General features: G+C 43.0%; 12 protein-coding genes and 2 pseudogenes. 3 read left to right on the top strand and 11 right to left on the bottom strand.

Going from position 1 to position 19,920, the window contains the following annotated elements; genetic code table 11:
* Window positions 1-73 precede the first annotated feature (73 nt).
* The gene (locus DP114_RS11980; RefSeq protein ID WP_171976175.1) at window positions 74-1,420 is read left to right on the top strand and encodes a metallopeptidase TldD-related protein; all 1,347 of its coding nucleotides are present in this window, start codon (window positions 74-76) and stop codon (window positions 1,418-1,420) included.
* Window positions 1,421-1,576: 156 nt separating this feature from the next.
* On the opposite strand, the gene DP114_RS11975 is transcribed toward DP114_RS11980, so the two are convergent.
* The 7 genes and pseudogenes from DP114_RS11975 to DP114_RS11945 form a co-directional block, all read right to left on the bottom strand.
* Window positions 1,577-2,977 (bottom strand): sugar porter family MFS transporter, encoded by a 1,401-nt coding sequence (locus DP114_RS11975; protein WP_169264556.1) that lies wholly within the window; start codon window positions 2,975-2,977, stop codon window positions 1,577-1,579.
* 223 nt (window positions 2,978-3,200) lie between these two features.
* Window positions 3,201-4,199 carry an ABC transporter permease subunit gene (locus DP114_RS11970; protein WP_171976174.1) on the bottom strand — a complete coding sequence of 333 codons (999 nt, stop codon included), beginning with the start codon at window positions 4,197-4,199 and terminating at the stop codon, window positions 3,201-3,203.
* A 231-nt stretch (window positions 4,200-4,430) separates the two neighbouring features.
* Window positions 4,431-5,033, bottom strand: a pseudogene (gene iscB, locus DP114_RS11965) (RNA-guided endonuclease IscB); the annotation flags it as partial.
* A 369-nt stretch (window positions 5,034-5,402) separates the two neighbouring features.
* Complete coding sequence (locus tag DP114_RS11960; protein ID WP_171976173.1) at window positions 5,403-6,956, bottom strand: sugar ABC transporter ATP-binding protein; 1,554 nt, start codon at window positions 6,954-6,956, stop codon at window positions 5,403-5,405.
* A gap of 192 nt (window positions 6,957-7,148) precedes the next feature.
* Window positions 7,149-8,120 carry an ABC transporter substrate-binding protein gene (locus tag DP114_RS11955; RefSeq protein ID WP_171978170.1) on the bottom strand — a complete coding sequence of 324 codons (972 nt, stop codon included), beginning with the start codon at window positions 8,118-8,120 and terminating at the stop codon, window positions 7,149-7,151.
* 31 nt (window positions 8,121-8,151) lie between these two features.
* A complete protein-coding gene (locus DP114_RS11950; protein WP_171976172.1) occupies window positions 8,152-9,171 on the bottom strand; it encodes an ABC transporter substrate-binding protein in 1,020 nt (339 codons plus the stop codon).
* 795 nt (window positions 9,172-9,966) lie between these two features.
* Window positions 9,967-10,116: pseudogene (locus DP114_RS11945) on the bottom strand (inositol oxygenase family protein); the annotation flags it as partial.
* A 619-nt stretch (window positions 10,117-10,735) separates the two neighbouring features.
* Between DP114_RS11945 and DP114_RS11940 the strand changes: the two are divergent.
* A complete protein-coding gene (locus tag DP114_RS11940; protein WP_171976171.1) occupies window positions 10,736-11,788 on the top strand; it encodes a LacI family DNA-binding transcriptional regulator in 1,053 nt (350 codons plus the stop codon).
* Window positions 11,789-12,588: 800 nt separating this feature from the next.
* Window positions 12,589-14,343, top strand: coding sequence for an iron uptake porin (locus tag DP114_RS11935; RefSeq protein ID WP_246163131.1), 1,755 nt, complete (start codon window positions 12,589-12,591; stop codon window positions 14,341-14,343).
* Window positions 14,344-14,635: 292 nt separating this feature from the next.
* On the opposite strand, the gene DP114_RS11930 is transcribed toward DP114_RS11935, so the two are convergent.
* From DP114_RS11930 to gyrA, 4 genes are all read right to left on the bottom strand, one after another.
* On the bottom strand, window positions 14,636-14,971 hold the full coding sequence (locus DP114_RS11930; protein ID WP_169266811.1) for a hypothetical protein: 336 nt from the start codon (window positions 14,969-14,971) through the stop codon (window positions 14,636-14,638).
* Between the two features lie 318 nt (window positions 14,972-15,289).
* The gene (locus DP114_RS11925) at window positions 15,290-15,445 is read right to left on the bottom strand and encodes a hypothetical protein (RefSeq protein WP_169266812.1); all 156 of its coding nucleotides are present in this window, start codon (window positions 15,443-15,445) and stop codon (window positions 15,290-15,292) included.
* Window positions 15,442-17,184 (bottom strand): apolipoprotein N-acyltransferase, encoded by a 1,743-nt coding sequence (lnt, locus tag DP114_RS11920; protein WP_171976170.1) that lies wholly within the window; start codon window positions 17,182-17,184, stop codon window positions 15,442-15,444. Before lnt ends, DP114_RS11925 begins: the two co-directional genes overlap by 4 nt.
* Entirely contained in the window at window positions 17,165-19,747 is a 2,583-nt protein-coding gene (gene gyrA / locus DP114_RS11915; RefSeq protein ID WP_171976169.1) for a DNA topoisomerase (ATP-hydrolyzing) subunit A, read from the bottom strand. Before gyrA ends, lnt begins: the two co-directional genes overlap by 20 nt.
* Window positions 19,748-19,920 lie beyond the last annotated feature (173 nt).

Genomic DNA, 19,920 nt, shown 5'->3' with positions numbered 1-19,920 from the left:
TTAGTAGGAGATATAAGAATTTCCACTCAACATTTCCTCTAGCCGCCCAGCTCCCTCTCGATTTAGAATGCTCATGAAACACGAAGAACTATCTGCTTTAGAAGCCAGCTTTAATCAACTAATTGAAACTCTTTTAAATAAGAAACAAGAAAGTGAAGAATTTACTGTGAAACTTAGCAGTGAACGCAGTCAATTTACTCGTTTCAATCATGCCAAGGTGCGGCAAACAGGCTGTGTGACTGATGGTTCAATTGAACTGACTTTAATGCAAAATCAACGCAGTAGTTTTCGGCAGTTTCCGTTTACTGGAGATTCGGAAATCGATTGGCAATTGGCATACAAAGCATTGCAAGAACTACGAGAAGAACTTCCTCTGTTACCTCTAGATCCATATTTGGTTTTACCATCAGGAACAAATACCAGTCGAGAAGTTCATTGTGGAAATTTATTGGCTGAAGAAGTGCTTGTACCAACAGTGCTAGAACAGCTTGCTGAACTAGATTTTGCTGGGATATATGCTGGGGGGGTTGTTATTAAAGCGTATGCTGATTCTTGTGGTCAAAAGCACTGGTTTAGTACCGAAACTTTTTCCTTGGACTATTCTATATTCACAACTGAAGCACAAGCTGTAAAAGGAACTTTTGCTGGTAGTGAGTGGAATCAAGAAGCTTATAGCGAGAAAATTAGCGATGCGAAAAGACAATTACAATTGCTTTCTCGTCCAATAAAAGAATTGCCACGAGGACACTATAAAACCTACTTTGCACCAGCCGCAGTTGCTGATTTAGCGGCAATGCTTTCTTGGGGAGGTGTGAGTGAAGCTGATTTACAACAGGGAGGGAGTTCTTTAGCATCACTGTGGCGCAAAGAAAAGCAGTTATCTGTTGCATTTCATGTCAAAGAAAACTTTCAACGAGGATTGGTACCGCGATTTAATGAATTAGGAGAAATGGCTCCGCTAGAATTACCTGTTATTGAAAAAGGAGTCTTAGTTAATACGCTCGTCAATTCTCGCACTGCTAGAGAATATCAAAAAACTGCTAATGGTGCTAATAGTTATGAGAGTTTACGTGCACCAGAAATTAGTCCAGGAAATTTAAGCTTTGAAGATATTCTTACTCATTTAAATACGGGTTTGTATGTCTCTAATTTACATTACTTGAATTGGAGCGATCGCCCCACAGGTAGAATTACAGGTATGACCCGTTATGCCTGCTTTTGGGTAGAAAATGGTGAAATTGTTGCTCCTATCGAAAATTTGCGTTTTGATGAAAGTCTTTATCGATTTTGGGGAGATAATCTTGTAGATTTGACCAATTTCCAAGAATTCGTGTCTGAAGTCGGAACATATGATGGTCGTCAACTGGGAGGTAGTATGGTTCCAGGTATGTTGGTAGAGGATTTTACGTATACCCTCTAAAAAAAATAGCCCCAATTATAATAAGCTAAAACACATTTAAAATGATTTAGGACTGCCATAGTAGGTGAGATGGGGACGGCATGAGGGAGAGAGCTAAGAATCTTTTCCCACACTCCCACAGTCCCACAGTCCCACACTCCCCTAGTTCGATGCCAATTACATATCCTCTAACTCAATTCCTTTGGTTTCCTTAATAAAAAACAGAACAAAGAATAACGAGATAGCCGCCGCAATTGTATAAACACCATAAGCGGAACCCAGCCCAAAGTATTGCAGTATGGGAGGAAAGGTTGTAGAAATGAGGAAATTAGCAACCCATTGCATTGCAGCAGCAACTGAAAGGGCAGCACCTCGAATCTTGTTATTAAACATTTCTCCTAATAGTACCCAGGTCACTGGCCCCCAGGAGAAACCGAAGCAAAATACATAGAAGTTGGCTGCTATGAGAGCGATAATACCCGCGCTTCCACTCAAAGTTGGGTTGCCAGCAGCATCCACCGCAGCAGTCCCAAAAATAGAAGCCATCGTTCCCAAGGTCACGGTCATGCCAATTGACCCTATAATGAGCAAAGGCTTGCGACCAAATTTATCTACAAAGGCGATCGCAATAAGCGTAGTAATAATATTTACCGCTCCTGTGATCACCGTGATCGTTAAGGAATTTTTTTCGGAAAACCCAACTGCTTGCCACAAAACGCTGCTGTAGTAGAAGATGACGTTAATACCAACAAATTGCTGAAGTACAGATAAGCCTATTCCTACCCAAACAATCGGTAAGAGTCCACCACTTCTGCTTAAAAGGTCAGAAAACTGAGGCTGGCGTTCTCGAAGCACTGTTTGGCGAATTTCTTCGATTTTTGTCAGCACATTACCGCCCAAAATTTTGCTCAGAACGTTAGCAGCTTCTGACTCGCGGTTTTGGGCAACTAAGTAGCGCGGAGATTCAGGAATTGTTAAAGCTGCCATCCCGTAAAGTATGGCTGGAGGAATTTCCGTCCAAAACATCCAGCGCCAAGCAGCGATTCCAAACAAAAATGGTGACTCAGCTGAACCTGCTGAAACAGCGATAAAGTAATCGGAGAGGAGGGCAATGAAAATTCCTACTACAATCGCTAGTTGCTGGAGAGATCCTAACCTTCCCCGCAAATGCGTGGGAGAACATTCTGCAATGTAAGCTGGTGCAATCACACTGGCAACACCAACTGCAATTCCACCCAATAATCGCCAAAAGGTAAAATCCCAGATACCTATCGGAAGCCCGGAGCCAATAGCACTAATGGTAAACAACACCGAAGCTGCAACCATTGCCTTAACTCGACCATAACGATCTGCGATCTTCCCTGCATAAAACGCTCCTACTGCAGATCCCAACAATGCCAGCGATACAGCAAGTCCTGTCTCTAAACTGTTGGCGTTAAAGGCTTTGGAGAGGGCTGCAACCGCACCGTTGATCACTGCTGTGTCAAAACCGAACAAAAAGCCCCCGAGGGCAGCAGCACCAGCAATCAAGATGACATAATACGTGTTGGCTTTACGACGTGTAGCAGTAGGGTTCATGATTATATCTCATATATTAAGTGAGAGTGTTTACTAGATTGGGTAAAAACGAATAGTGATTTACTCCTGGTGTCTGTGTCACAGAAATTCACAGAAGTGTTTTCCTGTGTGCCTATAACGCTTAAATAGATATTCTTTTCTGACACCGAAGGGAGTAAATCCCCCACTAATTACATTGCTCAGTTTTGAGTTCTTTAATTTTTTACTAAAGCCGCGTGATGCTTCACCGTCTAGAACGTCTGCGCAGCCGATCTATCGTCACCGCCAAAATAATGACTAATCCTTTGACGACTAGTTGCCAGAAGTAAGACAAGTTCAACAAAGTCAAACCATTGTTGAGAACAGCAATGATCAATGCACCAAGAAGAGTTCCCCCAATAGTACCAATACCGCCTGTAAAGCTGGTTCCACCAAGGATAACAGCAGCGATCGCATCCAATTCGTAACCAGTACCGACAATACCACTAGCACTATAAAGACGGCTGCCACTCATGATTCCTGCCAAACCTGCCAGTAATCCGCTGACGCCATAGACAAATAGCAACACACGATCAACTTTAATCCCAGTTAATCTTGCTGCTCGCTCATTACCACCCACTGCATATATTTGCACCCCCAAAACAGTTTGTCGCAGGACAAACCAACTGACTACTATACTTAGTAGCGCAATGATGACCAGCCAAGGAAGGGGACCGACATAGCTATTGCCTATCCAAGCAAAATTGATGTCACGGTTAATAACTGTTGTACCTTTGGCAACCAAAAAAGCAACGCCCCGCAAGGCAGTTAGTGAACCCAGGGTAACAATAAAAGGCGGCACATCCAAAAAGGTGATCAGAGCGCCGTTAATTAAGCCCAAAAGCAGTCCTGTCAGCAAACCAGCAGGCACAGCCGCCCAACCAATAGCGGGAAGTAGCGATACCAGTAACGTAACGACTGCAGAAACAGCCAATATTGACCCAACTGAAAGGTCAATACCTCCAGTCAGAATGACAAACGTCATTCCTGTTGCCAGCACAATATTGATTGATGCTTGACGCAAGATATTAACGATGTTTCCGCCTGTGAGGAAGCTGGGAGAAAGTAATGTAAATAAGATGCAGATAATTATTAGAATCGGCAGAATACCTGCAACCTCAAGCAGAGTGTTGATTGATTTGCGGTTGCGCTGCGTTGAATTCTTGTCTGATCTATTATTGACTGGTCTTATTGTCTGACTCATGACGACCTCGCGGGAGTGTGGAAACTCTGTGTCTTTAGACCAGAGAGGAAACACGACACGGTTGATAAATCAACCGTCAAGTTCTCCAAATTAGGCATACGAGTAACCATCCTTTTTGTGAATGTGTTTACAAAACTTGTGGCTAATTCCTTGGACTAATCCGTCTTTGGTTGAAATATTGAAACTACCTGTTGCACGTGTTGCAATCCTTCCGAGGTACACACCAACTTTCTTCATATCAAAACGTACAAGCTCTTGGCTAATCGCTTCAATTCGGGCTACCTTGCGCAGTTTGTTAACCCAGGTTTTGATATTTTCGACTCGACTTTGTAAGCTAGGCGCTAACCAACCTTTAGGACGTGTTCTGTTTAAAAACCTTGGTTGACGATATCTGGTCTTACGGTTTCGTCTGCTGCGTCTTATCTGTCTCCTGGAAGCTAAAGACTCTCTGATTGCAAAACCTCTATGCTTTAGTTCGGCAGCAAAGACAACTTCACCGGGGGAATGACTGGAAAAATGGGGCAAGCCCTCTTGCGTTGATCTGGAAGCATCACGATTTATCGTGTTGTTATTAGGGCTTGCCCCATTTTTTTGTCCCAATGCGTCACCCCTTGAGTCATTCACCAAAGCAATTCCTGTATGCTTAGCACCAGGGTCTATTTTTAGCCTGAGCAGTGAAACAGTAACGTCAATAGCGGATTTTTTAAGAATCAAAGTAAATGGAAAGCGTTTAAAAACGGCTGCTTTCTTATTTCTTAACAGTTGTCTTGCTTGCGCCGGATGTATTGGAGCTAAAGGTCTTTTTTCTGAATCAATTACAAACACTTTGGACATAAATGTCCCTCCTTACGGGTAAAGTTAGCTTTGACAATGTTCAGAATCGGTGAGGCAGCGCGGTCTTGGGGAGCGCTAGCCATGCAGGAGGGTTTCCCTCCGTAGGTGTCTGGCGTTGGTTTCCCCCAGGAGCGACTGCCGTTCGGCCTCAAGCCGTGCGCTTTGCGCATACCCCGAAGGGGTACTATCCAAAAGACACTTCCTTAACCCATACAGATGTTTAATCTTTTGGTTCTAGAGCTACAAACTAGCTACGCATTTGTAGGTAGAAACTTTAACACTTATTCTGAACGTAGTACACGAAGTACTTAGTCTGGTAAGCTGGGCTTCAACATTTGTCGAAGCCCCTAGCCTTTAGGCAGGGGTTGCTTACGATGCTGAAACCTCCGATGCTCCTGTTGCATAATGCATAATGTTTTCTTGGGTAATTTCTTTACCAAGACTGCCGTCGAGTTCGCCCACTAGTTGTCCTTCTCGCATCACTAGGACGCGATCGCTCAACCCCACAACTTCTGGTAGTTCACTGGAAACCATCAGAACTGCAACGCCTTGTGCTGCTAACTCGCTGATAATTCGGTAAATTTCGCTTTTGGCACCGATATCTACGCCGCGTGTCGGCTCATCCAACATCAGTACTCTGGGGTTAATCGCTAGCCAACGCGCCAGTAGTAGCTTCTGCTGATTCCCACCAGAAAGGTTCACTGCTCTGATTTCCAAATTGGCTAGCCGGATATTAAAGTTTTCAACTGCTTGCGTCGCCAACTTATTAACAGAACCCCAGTTGATGATACCAGCCTTTGCATCCTGCTTGAGTGTGTTAATGGCAATATTCTTACGAGAACTCATCTCCAGAAATAAACCTTGGTCTTTGCGGTCTTCCGGAACGTAGCCAATTCCCGCAGTTATGGCATCACTGGGGCTATTAATATTAAGTTTTGTGCCATTCAGAAAAACTTCACCACTTGTCTTGCGATCAGCACCAAAAATCAGCCGGGATACTTCCGTTCGTCCTGCACCAACCAGCCCAGCTAGACCGACAATTTCGCCAGCGCGAAGTTGAAAACTAGTTGGCTCAACCTTGCGTCCATCACTCATATTTCTGACATCCAGCACCACCGGACCTGGATTAGTTTGCCGTTGATGTTCGTAAAAGTCCTGCATCGAACGACCAACCATCATCTGTACCAATCGCTGTGCAGAAATTTCATCCCGTGTGAGACTGCCAATGTATTGACCATCGCGCAACACGCTAATCCGGTCAGCCAAAGCATATATTTCTTCCATGCGGTGACTGATGTAGATAATGGCAATGCCATCGTTTTTTAGTTTACGAATGACCTCAAACAACAGCTCTGTTTCACGATCAGATAGTGCTGCTGTTGGCTCGTCCATAACCAAAACGCGGCTATTGTCTTTCAGCGCCCGCGCAATTTCCACCTGCTGTTGTTCGGCAACTACCAAGCTACCAACCACTGTTTGTGGTGTAAAACTAGCTCCAAGGCTTTGAAGCACTTTTTGTGCTTCCAATTCCATACCCTTGCGGTCTAAAAGCTGACCTCGCTGTAACTCGCTACCCATAAAAATATTTTCGGCAACGGTTAGGTTAGGTGCAACGTTCAGTTCTTGATAAATGAGATTAATACCTGCTTTACGTGCTGTAGCCGGATCGGTAATTTTTACAGGGTTACCGTTAATGAAAATCTCTCCTTCATCAGCAATGTAAGCCCCAGCAAGGATTTTCATCAATGTGCTTTTGCCTGCTCCGTTCTCACCCATCAGGGCGTGAACCTCTCCTGGGTAAATCGTGAGATTGACATTTTGGAGGGCAGGTACACCATTAAATCGTTTACCAATCCCTCGCATTTCTAATACAGGGGTAGCAGTTGGTACATGAGGAAAAGAGGTTTCAATACTTGTTGTCATGAGCAGCTCCTGTAAAAACAATTTGGAGTTGGCGTTTTTTGAGTCAGAAATCAACAAACTCATACCTAATGTGAAATTAAAATCATTCCGCAGATACATACATCTAGATGGATATGTGCAATGACTGTGGGAATATACCAAAGCATTCACATTAGACAAAATTTTTCATTCCAAATGGACAATTTTTATGACTTACCAACCTTTCTCTGTGCTGACATTGTCCTTTGTAATCAGGTTGGGTGTCAGCAGAATGGTGGAAGTACTAGGTTTTTTACCATTCAAAATGTCGTTACCAACCTTAACTGCTTCTGTAGCCATCCCTCGGGGATTTTGAGTAGCAGTTGCGGCATAGATACCATTTTTGTCGGCGATCGCCTTAATTGCTTCTGGCGCACCATCAACCCCAACAATAAAGAAATCTTTACGTCGTGCTTGGTTAGCTGCTAGTTCTGCCCCTACCCCACTTGGATCGTTGATTGCAAAAACAGCATCAATTTTCGGAAAGGTTGTCAGCAAATCAGTCATGACTCTAAGTCCTCCATCCCTACTTCCTTCTGCATTCTGGTTTTTAGAGAGTATTTTTATATTGGGATATTTGGATAATACTTTTTCGCAACCACTCACTCGCTGAAGCACCGATTCCACGGGAGGACCGTTAACTATGACGACATTGCCTTTGCCTTTGAGGCGATCAGCAATATATTGGCAACCTAGTTCTCCAGCTTTCACATTATTAGTCGTAATAGTGGCGTCAACACCTCCATCAGCACCTGTATCTACTGCGATCACAATTTTGCCTGCTTGCTTAGCTTTTTCAACTGCTGGCTGAATACCACTTTTATCAGCAGCATTCAGGACAATGATGTCAGTATTCGCTGCAATGAAATTTTCAATTTGGTTAGTTTGTAGGTTCAAGTCATAGGCACTGGAAGCCACAATAACTTTGACATTATTTCCCCCAAATTTCTTGGCTGCTGTCTCAACTGCCTGTCCCATAACGACAAAGAAGGGGTTACTCAGATCGCCAACTGTGAAGCCAACTGCTCGTAATTTTGCATCTGTAGCCTTACTCTGTGCATTTTGAGAGTTATTTGTGCAACCAATAACAGCAGTACTGACGAGACCTAATATGCTAGCTAGAATCGCAATCCTTTTCACATTCATCATCTCCTTGAGGTGATTGTATTTTTAAGAATTACCAGCCTTTGTAAGTACTGAGATTATCTCGGGTGACCAAATTGACTGGAATCAGAATCTCGGGATGACTCGGTTTTTTGCCTTGAATGACATCGTTGCCAATCTCAACTGCCTTTTGAGCCATTTTTGCTGGATTTTGAGCAGCAGTTGCAACAAATACACCATCTTTGTCTTCCATTGCTTTAGTTGCATCTGGTGAACCGTCAACCCCGACAATAAAAAATTCTTTGCGTCTTGCTTGTCTAGCGGCTAAATCTGCTCCTACACCGCTTTGATCGTTAGTGGCAAAAACTGCATCAATTTTGGGAAAGGTTGTGAGTAAATCGCTCATAACTCTGAGTCCTCCATCCCTTGTTCCTTCTGCGTTTTGGTCTTTAGAGATGAGTTTGATATCAGGATATTTAGACAATGACTTTTCGCAGCCACTCACTCGCTGATTTATTGAGTCCATCGGCGTACCGTTGAGGATGACGACATGACCTTTACCTTTGAGGCGATCGGCAATATATTGGCAAGCAATCTCTCCAGCTTGCATATTGTTAGAGCTAATTATCGCATCCACTTCTGCATCAACCGCTGAATCTACCGCAATCACAACTCTACCTGAAAGCCTTGCTTGATCAATTGCTCCTTTTATTCCTTTTTTGTCAACAGCGCTGAGGATAATTAAGTCAGTATTCGCGACAGTAAAGTTTTCGATTTGGTTAGTTTGTTGGTTTAAATCAAAAGCACTGGAAACCGCATTAACCTTGATGCTATTACCCCCGATTTTCTTGGCTTCTGCTTCTGCTCCCTTATGTACTGCTACGTAGAAAGGATTACCCAAATCACCAAGAGCAACGCCAATGGTTTGCAATTTTCCCTTTGGAATCTTAGTCGTACTCTCTAAGGTGTTGGTAGCAATCTTAGTATCAAGATTTGCAACAGTTTTGCTATTTTGGGAGCTATTTGTGCAACCAAAAATACCGCTGACAAAACCTAAGATACTAGCTGCAATCGCAAATTGTTTCACATTCATTTCTCTTCACAACACATTTTAAGGAAGTCAGCAGAATACAAATCTGCCAATTCATCACAATAGAAACTAGGTCTGAAAACTTACTTCAGACCTAACCTAGTGGCACTACTAGCTTTGGCAATTTAACTCATCTCAAACGTCTTATCATCTGACGTGATTTGAATTATTACTATTAGTCCAACTAAACTAGATTTTTTTGGTTTATTAAAGCCAAACTATGAGCGCAGCACTACGGCAATTCATCACAATATTTATTTGTGAAAATACATTTCCAAGTGCAGATTCTGAAAACAGCTTTTCACTAAAAACTCTAGAATTTGATGTTATAAAAATTGCGGTTTTCTATTCGGTTTGTCTTTCTTTATATTTTATATTGCATCATGGCATAAATGAGTTTAGTTTATCCTTCTTTACAAAATTAAAAATGCTATTCTATGTCTCGTTACTTCCAACTTTTTTTATCACACGAGTTGCACTAATTCAAGAATGTTGACTTGACAAAGAATGTAACAATATTTCATATATGTATGTCAAAAATGATTTACATAAATTAACAGCATAGTAGACGTATGTTGAAATTTTCATTATAGATTTGAGTGTGTATTAACTTGTAGGACAACACGTAAAATCATCCTTATGGGTTATATTCAGAATTCAATAAAATAGGCTTTTCAAACATATTTAGTTCTGATCGCTACACCATTAGCCTGCTCAGAGTGAGCATAGAGCGTTTCTTTCTAATTTTTGATAGAAGACTTCTGTGACGATGAGACGTTTAAAATTTCATGTTTTGGGTCAAATTTTTCCCACTAAAGCTTCATAGTATGGCTTGAGTTTTTGCCAATCTGGAGAAATATTTATTTGGGAATAGAAATCGTAAACTTTTAAGAATTTCACCCATGAAAATTTTTCTTGCTCATCTTGATCTATCAAATGTTCGTATGCATCGTCACGGTGTTAAGGATAATGTGAATGTAAGGGATTGTTTTGAGCTTGATGAATGGAATTATTTAAAGTTTTAAGCATATCTACTTTTTGATGTTGATTTGTGAAAAAGTGATTTCGTATTGTTTTTTGCACAGGTGTGCATAACTATTACACATCAAATCTTCTTTTCTATGTCAAGCGTTTTTTCCTTTGTTTGACCCAGAAGAAATTCGGTCCTAATTATTGACAAGTTACAACATGTGTGGATTTTCTTCAGACTTACAGCGCATTGCAAGTAATTGAGGTACAACGCTCTTGTCTCAAAGTCAGGCAGAAAGCCATTTTTACTTCTGACTTCTGACTTGTGAATTCTGCTGTAAGCACTCGTGACGAAAAATAAGGCTTTGCACTAACGCAAAGTGTGCCGCGTCCCTGCACAAGACATTACTTTGTTGGTACAAACCTCTACAGAACTTGGGTACTGAAGATTTGTATTAAAATCGCTTGACAAATGACTAAAGTTTATTATAAGTCTATAAATGCACACGTGTGCACAAAAATGAGATAGCAAGTCAATAACTCAGATCTAAAGACACTGACCTTGTAAACTGAGTTTCCCGCATACCAGGAAAACACTATGAGCAAACGAAGAATTTCAATTCAAGATATTGCTCGCAGAGCAGGCGTTTCTCATTCTACGGTTTCACGAGCTTTGCGAGATAACTCTGTGATTAGCCCGAAGGTGCGAGAGGAAATTAAGCAACTGGCGCGGGAGATGAACTATGTGCCGAATGCGATCGCTCAAAGCTTACTTTCTTCACGCACCAATACCATTGGGGTAGTGGTAACTTCAATAGCAGATCCCTTTTTTGCTGAGGTTGTAGAGGGAATCGAACAGGTTGCGAGATCGGCAGGTTTGAGTGTTGTGTTAAGTGCTTCACACCGAGATGTTGAGGAGGAAATAGCAGCGATTAATAATTTTAATCGTCGGAGAGTGGACGGTATCTTGGTAGCCGACTCCCGAACCGGCAAACAGCATATGAAGCAATTAGCACAAATTGCTATGCCAACAGTTCTGATTAATAGCCAATCCAAAGAGCAATCCCAGATGTTTCACTCAGTGGAAATAGACGATCGCTTAGGTGGTAAGTTAGCCGTAGAGCATCTAGTCAGTCTTGGACATAAGCGTATTGGTTACTTGGGTGTGGGCGATCACAGCAAATCAAACCAACAGCGTCTGGAAGGATATCGTATGGCTCTGAGTGAAGCTAATCTATCACCAATGAGTGTAGTGGTGGCAATTAGTGATGAAGATAATATCAGGGCAAGCGATGTTGCTACAGGACAACAGATGCTACCTAAACTAGTCACTGCTGGGGTAACAGGCATCTTTTGTTATAACGATATGGTAGCTGTTGGAGCTCTGTTGGCTTGCCAAGAACTAGGCATTTCTGTACCGCAAGATTTAAGTCTAGTCGGATTTGATGGTATTGCTCTGTCTGGTTACGTTACGCCACCACTTACGACAATCTGCCAGCCAATGTTAGAAATTGGTTGCTCTGCGATGCAAATGTTACTCGATTTATTACAAGAAAAAACTGTGGAAAACCGCGTTTTATCTCCTTTTCTAGTCCAGCGGGGTAGTAGCGCCGCATTACTCCCTAAGGTGCCCAAACAATACCTGATTTAACGAAGTGCCAAAACTCCAAAGATATCAAGTTTAGTTAATTTTTAAAAATGTTTACTTAACACATATTTACTTTTAAAAAGTAAATATGTGTTAAGTAATCTACCAAAAATAGTAAGCTAATCAAACATCAAGAAAATGATCATAAAATTAAATTTACTGACTAACTTAAGAACTTACTTAATTAAACAGCAATAAAATTGAGATATTGAGTTATGTATAAATATTTGAATGGCAGCAAAAACACAACAAAATTTAGTATTGAGTCAAAATTTTGATGACTATTATACTTAAAATTTTGTTGAGAAGTTGAGTCTATATAAAGATAATATTCGGCTGAAACCCTCAGTAGACCTCTCCAAAAATGGCTATGAAACCTTTACTGCGCTTGCAATAAAAATCGATTTTTGGAGAGGTCTAGTTAACAAACCTTGTATTTCATATACAAGGAAGTATGCTTGCAACAAAGTAAGGAATTGAGGCATTTTTTAAAAAGAAAAATATTTTTAAAAACTGGCTTAACAACCAACCGCTTATATTATTTACGCTTGCGTCGGAGTTATTCTATTTTTTCTTCTTAAAAACTTGGCGAACCTTGGCATCAGCCCCCGTGATTCAATGATTCGTGAAAAAACAAGTTCCCGGACAACTCTTACGAAGTCGGCGATCTGAATACAAGTGTAAACGGCAATTTACTTTGTGAGTATTTAGCAAAAAACGAGATTTCTGAAAATCAGGGTAATAACATGATAAAAATGCATAAAATACTACAACTAATTTTGGCAACTCTAACGTTCAATTTAATGAGTATTGAGACGTTATGTGCTCAAGAAATTCATGGGATAATGGAAGTTGCCAAGAAACCAATTACTGTTAATGAACAAAATACTGATTTCGTTCAATCACCCCAAGTAGTTGAGTCTAACTCTGCAAGTAATGCCAACACTGAAGAGCTTGTAGACAAGAATCTTTTAGGACAAACTGATACCTCTGCTAGCCAGACTTTGCCAGTGGTTACAGATTCCCCAAATGTGCGAGAAAAAACGGTGAACAATCAGACAATAGCTCAAATAACTTCTGTTTCTCAGCTATCGGATGTACAACCTACTGATTGGGCATTTCAAGCATTGCAGTCTTTGGTGGAGCGTTATGGGGCGATCACTGGTTATCCTAACGCCACCTTCCGGGGTAACCGGGCACTCACTCGCTATGAGTTTGCAGCTGGTTTAAATGCTGCTTTAAACCGGCTCAACGAATTGATTGCAACGGGTACTGCTGATTTAGTTAGGCAAGAAGATTTGGCTACACTGCAAAAACTACAGTCAGAGTTTGCTGCAGAACTTACCACCTTACGAGGTCGTGTCGATACGCTAGAAGCGAATACGGCTACACTAGAAGCCAACCAATTTTCTACTACTACCAAGCTTAACGCTGAAGTCGTCGTTGGTTTTGCAAGTGTGCTTACTGGCGATAATGCTAACGGTCAGCCCATTGACAGAATTCCTACCTTAAGTAGCCGGCTACGCCTCAATTTAGACACTAGCTTCACAGGCAAAGATCTCCTGACAACCCGCCTCCAAGCCAACAATGTCACACCTCTTGGTAGCACAAATAGTGGTCCAACGCTCACCAACGAAGGTCGGCTAGAGTATGACGGCGATAGCGGTAATGACCTCGGAATAGGGCTGTTGCGATATCGCTTTCCTCTTAGTCCTACAACCAATGTTTACCTTGCTGGGACAGGCAATGGTTTTGTGGATCTGGATGCTTCGTATGAATTAAACCCTTATTTTGATGGGGGAGCAGTATCGCTGTTCGGTTTACGCAACCCAATCTACAACTACAGTGGTGGTGCAGGCCTTGGATTGAGACAGCTTTTTGGTGACAAACTGCAACTGAATTTGGCCTATTTGAGTCCTGATAGCAATGCTGGAAAACCTACTGCTAAAAATGGTCTGTTCGACGGTGTTTATGCAGCTTTAGCTCAAGTTATTATTAGTCCTAGTGATAACGCCAAAATCGGGCTGACGTATATCAATAGCTATAGCCCTTCTTACTACACCACTGGTGATAATTTAGCCTCTGCTCTTAATCCTGACTTTATACCTTTTGGCACGAGTACTGGCAGTAATCTGTCCAATAGCAACTTTAATACACCAGTTGTTACCAATGCTTACGGTTTATCAGGAATTTTTAAACTTAGCACCAATTTTGCCATAGGTGGCTGGGTTGGATATGCTAACCAGCGTTACATCGGCAAAGGAGATGCGGATGTTTGGAACTGGGCAGTTACATTTGCTTTTCCTGATATAGGTAAAAAAGGAAATTTGGGAGGCTTCTTAGTTGGAATGGAACCCAAGGTAACAGGGATTGATAGTACGTTGAATGGTGGTAGAGCAGATAAAGACACCTCACTGCATTTTGAGGCTTTCTACAGATACCAGTTAACAGACAATATTCAGATTACTCCTGGTGTGATCTGGCTGACTGCTCCAAATCATGACCAAAACAATGACGACATTGTTATTGGTGTACTCAGAACTGTCTATAAGTTTTAGTAGTGGGGATTTGTAGTAGTCCGCCAGACTAACTTTGACGGGTTGATGAGGTGAAAAAATTCTTACTCTCCCCTACTTCCCCTACTTCCCCTACTTGCCTTAAGCTGGCAATTTTGGGTTGGTCGAGCAGTAAGTATTGTTCAAAACTTGGCAAGTTGAAGCCAAAAAAACCACCGAGTGCTCACCCTGGTGGTTTTGAATTTTGTGTTTTTCGGGATCCTCGCGCCCAGAAGTTCCATCACATCAAAATCACAAGCCTGACCTGGGCGTTTACCATTGGTTCAACAATTCTTTATCGAACAACTTCGTACTTCAATTCGTAGTTGACACCGCTCTTAATAAACTTGAGTTTACCTGCCCCTGTTTTTGATGAATCTACGGTATTTGTGCCTAAAAAGTCATCAGCATCTACAGAATCTTGGTCAAAAAGCCTAACCTCTGCTTTTCCCGTAAAATTGATGGTATTGTTTTTAAGACTTACCGACTGACTTTTGGCAATAGGGAAAGAACCTGCAGTGGGAACTCGAAGTGAACGATCAGTAGTGATGATTCGGATATAAGCCTCGTCCTTCATATCTGTGTCTTCAGGATCTATGCACAATAACTCGATCAGTTTTAGTGTTGCCATGATTTGTTCGATTTAAGTTTGATAATCTTAGATACAAGCGGTATTTGCGATTTTACGGATTTGGTTGTGTTGCACCACACTCCAATTAATATAAGGATTCCCGAACTTTAACGATTAATCCATTTAAGTTGGGAAATCCTTGATAAACAAGTATTTTTTCCTGATCTGAGCCGCGTACCAGATTCCACCGAGTAAGTGGTAAAACCTTCTTAATTGAGGAATTCGGCTATTCTGTTGTAGCCTTCCTTTGTTAGAGTAATCACCAACTTCAAAGTACCCCACACCATCTACCAGGAGGATTATGGTCAAAACTATACGTCAACCCACTCGCAAAGCAATCACCTGCACGGCTAAAAATTTATCACTGATAATAAATAAGGTTGTCAATTTTCTCATCAACCACCCTTGGTTCATTTCCCGCCCTTGGACTTTAGGAGTAGTGCGCAAGTTGCTAAAAATAGACCTGGAAATCATCCGCTTTGTGGTGAAGATGAATCAGCCTTAGATATCAACCATGCTAATATTCCCACTCCCAACAATAACGGCGTCAACCAATCGCCCCAACGGACGTATAAAGTTTCAGTTTGTCGTTGATAAATCGTTTCTGCATGGACTTCATACGTATTATGTCCAGAGATCCAGACTGTTTCGCCGTGGGGATTGACAAAAGCTGAATATCCTGTATTAGTTGCTCGCACTGCCCATCTGTCAGTTTCTATTGCCCGCATGATATCCTGTGCGTGATGTTGAGCAGGCATCGCTGCACTGTAATGAGCATCATTTGAAGGACTCAGTATAAATTGCCCACCCGCAGCAGCTTGACGGCGAAATTGGCCAGAAAACGCAGATTCATAACAGATACCAACAATAGCGCGACCAAAAGGTGTGTCAAATAGCTGATTTGACGAACCAGGAACTTGATGTTCATCTAAAGGCGATAAACGGCTAATAATACCACCTAAAATTGATTCAAACGGAATGTATTCCCCAATCGGAACCATTTTTGCTTTACCGTAGCGGCTTTTGATCTCACCATCGCCAGCGACTGTAAATAAACTATTTGTATAGCTGGTTCCCTGTTTGTAAAAACCGCCAATCCATGCAACCACACCTTTTTCGCGCACTGCTGCGACCAATGAACTACGTATAATTTCATTCTGGAAAAAAGGTAAAGCGCCTTCTGGGGTTAACACTGCAGCTACATTTTGATTTGCTAGTTTCAAATATCCAGTGGTGTAACCTTCAATAGCGCGACGAAAACCTTCTGGGTAAAGCTTGATTTCGTTGGGGACATTTCCCTGAACAATCCCCACTTTGAGTGCTGCTTCTGCTGGTTGGGTAAGCGGACGGCTGTATAAACCAAATCCGATGAGGTGAACAGTGATCAACAATGCTGCAGCGCTTGATAAATAAACGAACCGCCAAGACGCAGAGGAAGACACTTCCGTGCGGGGGTTCCCTCCGTTGTTCGCCTTTGGCGTCTCCCTTTGGGAGAAGAAAGTGTCCGTTGACGCGGAGGAAATCTTGGCGTTCTTGGCACGGCAGGTGCTACAACGGGGGGAACCCCCGCAACGCACTGCCTCGTCTTGGCGGTTTATTAAACCTTCAGCAATTAAGCCATTCACAGCAACAATAGCAGCTGTCACCACACTAGGTCCAGAAAGTTGACCAAGGTGTAAAATAACAAGATTATGCGGGCTTTGGGTGTAAGAAAGAGAACTCCACCAAAGAGGACCTGCACTCCAAAACGCTTCTAACCCACACCATAAAGCTGTGCCAATTAAGACACGAGCAAAGCCATTATGAATAGAACGAGAAATCACTCGCATTCCTGTTGCCCAACTCGCGACTAATGCAGCTCCCCAAAGGGTAATGAATAGCCAGCAAAAAAGGGCGATCGCCAAACTTGCCAACCAAGGAACCCCCATCCAAGTCATCGGGTGAATCCCGGTAATCCAGGATAGAGCAATTCCGTGATATCCAATACCCCAGGCGAGGGCGAGGGCGAGAGAGGGAGATAAATTTTTGCGTTGTGCAGAACGAATAACTAATACCCAGAGGGGAGCAAGGGAGAACCATGCAAAGAACCATGCACCAAAAGGTGCGACAGTCAGTCCCATCAAAACTCCACTACATAGAGCAATCACGTAAGGGATCAAGTTGGTAAACTTCATCCCCTGCTTTCCCTGCTTTTTACTCTGCTTCTGCTGCATCTCCAGTATCGGGGGGAACTATTGCCACTCCCGTGATCACGTCATCTTCGTCTAGGCGCTGCACTCGTACTCCTGTTGCCGATCGCGATTGGACGGAGATCGCATTTACCGCCTGACGTATGATGATACCGCGACTGGTAACCATCATAGTTTCATCGTCACTGTTGACAATATGCAGAGTTGCCAGCTGGTCTTTTATTTTGCGATTTTTGAACTTAGTTGCTGTTAAACCCTGACCTGCACGGTTTTGCAAACGAAACTGGGCAACTGGTACGCGCTTGCCGTATCCTCCCATTGTAATCACTAACACCCAAGGTCCTATACTGCCGTTGGCTGGGACTTCGGTAGACTCTTCATTTTCAATCTCTTCCGTTTCTACTTCCTCAATTTCGGGTTCTGTTTCTGTATTCAAAGTGGCAAGAATGGCAGCGGGAAGAATATCCATTCCCACTAGTTCATCTCCTTTCTTGAGTTTCATGGATTTCACCCCACGAGTTGCCCGACTCAAAGGACGCAGTTGTTCGTGGTCGCATCTAAAGTGAATTGCTACACCCCGACGCGAACCGATGATCACGCTGTCTTCGACTCTGGCGCGTCGCACCCAACGCAGTTGGTCGCCTTCTTCCAAGGAAATGGCAATCAAGCCGTTAGCACGAATGTTGCTAAACGCTGCTAACTCGGTTTTCTTGATATAGCCGCCCTTGGTCAGCATGACCAAATATTCATCACTGCTAAACTCTGTAACAGGGACAATTGAAGTGATTTTTTCCTCTTTGGGAATGGGTAGCATTTGCACAATTGGTGTGCCGCGACTTGTACGGGAACTAATGGGGATCTGATACGTTTTCAGGCAGTAAACAACACCTCGTTCGCTAAAAAATAGAACGCTGTCATGATCGCAGCAAGTCAAAAAATGCTCAACGTTATCATCTTCTTTCATCTTGGCAGCTGCTTTGCCTCTGGTTGCACGGCTTTGTGCCTCAAAGGTATTAACTGCCATTCGTTTGATGTAACCTTGCTCGGTCAGCAGAATCAGAGCTTTTTCATTGGCTATGAGGTCACGCTCATCAATTTCTCCTTCCAGGGGTGAAATGACCGTGCGACGAGGTGTGGCGTGTTTTTCCCTAAGTTGCTTAACTTCGGTTTCAATAATTTCTAAAATCCGCTCTCGCCGTGCCAAGATATCCTGCAAGTCAGTAATTATTGCCTGCAATTGCTCGTGTTCCTGGCGGATTTTGTCTGCTTCTAGAGCTGTTAAACGCCGCAGTTGCATTTGCAATATTGCATCTGCTTGCGCTTCGGAAAGTCCGTAGGTTGTCATCAACTCGCCTTTGGCTGTTGGTGCATCAGGTGCGTGGCGAATTAAGTTAATGATTTCATCTAAACGCCCTAGGGCAATCAACAAACCTTGCAGTATGTGGTCGCGTTCTTCGGCTTTGCGCAGTTCGTAACGAGTGCGTCTGGTAATAGCTTCAACGCGGAAATCCAAAAATACTTGCAAAAAGTTCTTCAGGGTAAGTATCTGGGGTTCGCCATTGACTAGCGCCAGCATATTTGCCCCAAAGTTGGCTTGCAGTGGCGTTTGCTTGTAGAGGTTATTTAACACAACTCGGGGATAAGCATCGCGCTTGAGTTCGATCACAATTCGCATGCCATCGCGATCGCTTTCATCCCGAATATCGGCAATTCCCTCGAGCCTTTTTTCGTTCACCATCTCGGCGATTTTTTCTATCAGCGCCGCCTTGTTGGTTTGGTAAGGCAATTCGGTGATGATAATTGCGTCTCTGTCAGGGCGTCCCCGTTGTTCAATAGTTTCAATTGTAGCCACGCCGCGCATGGTGATTGAACCGCGCCCGGTGGTATAAGCTTCTTTAATTGCCGTCGTCCCTAGAATCTGACTCCCAGTAGGAAAGTCAGGTCCGGGGATATACTGCATTAACTGAATGTCGGTTATTTCTGGATTTTCAATCAGTGCTACCAACCCATCAATCAATTCAGCCAAGTTATGCGGGGGGATGTTGGTTGCCATACCCACCGCAATCCCAGAGGAACCATTGAGCAGCAACTGTGGGATACGTGCTGGCAGGACTGTAGGTTCTTGCTGGGAAGCATCGAAGTTGTCGATGAAATCTACTGTTTCCGATTCGATATCTTGTAGCAGAGAATCGCTGGTTAAAGCTTCCAAGCGGCATTCTGTGTATCGCATTGCCGCTGGTGGATCGTTGTCTACCGAACCAAAGTTTCCATGCCCTGCGATCAGGGGAGATCTCATGGAAAAATCCTGCGCCATCCGCACCAAAGCATCATAGACTGCTGTGTCGCCGTGGGGGTGATATTTACCCAACACTTCCCCTACCACACGAGCGCATTTACGAAAGGGGCGATCAGCACTCAACCCGAGTTCATGCATTGCGTAGAGAATGCGACGATGCACAGGTTTCAGACCATCCCTGGCGTCTGGTAGTGCCCTACCTACAATGACGCTCATTGCGTATTCCAAATATGACCGGGACATTTCAATCCGCAGGTCAGTAGGGATAATCCTCTCCTGAGAGGTTGTCATAACCCAAAAAACTCCAAAAATTGCAAATTTTAGGCTTTTTACTGGAAAAAAATGATTTTTTTTCCCAGTTATTGCTGAATCACTGCTATAATCTGATACAATTATAGCATCTTTTGCCGTTTTCTGGGTTTACGGTAAGCAGTGAGCCGTTATAGTAAGCTGTTATTAGGATG

Origin of the sequence: Brasilonema sennae CENA114 (genome assembly GCF_006968745.1) — a bacterium.
Taxonomy (GTDB): Bacteria; Cyanobacteriota; Cyanobacteriia; order Cyanobacteriales; family Nostocaceae; genus Brasilonema; species Brasilonema sennae.
This window is presented reverse-complemented; position numbering and strand designations above follow the sequence as displayed.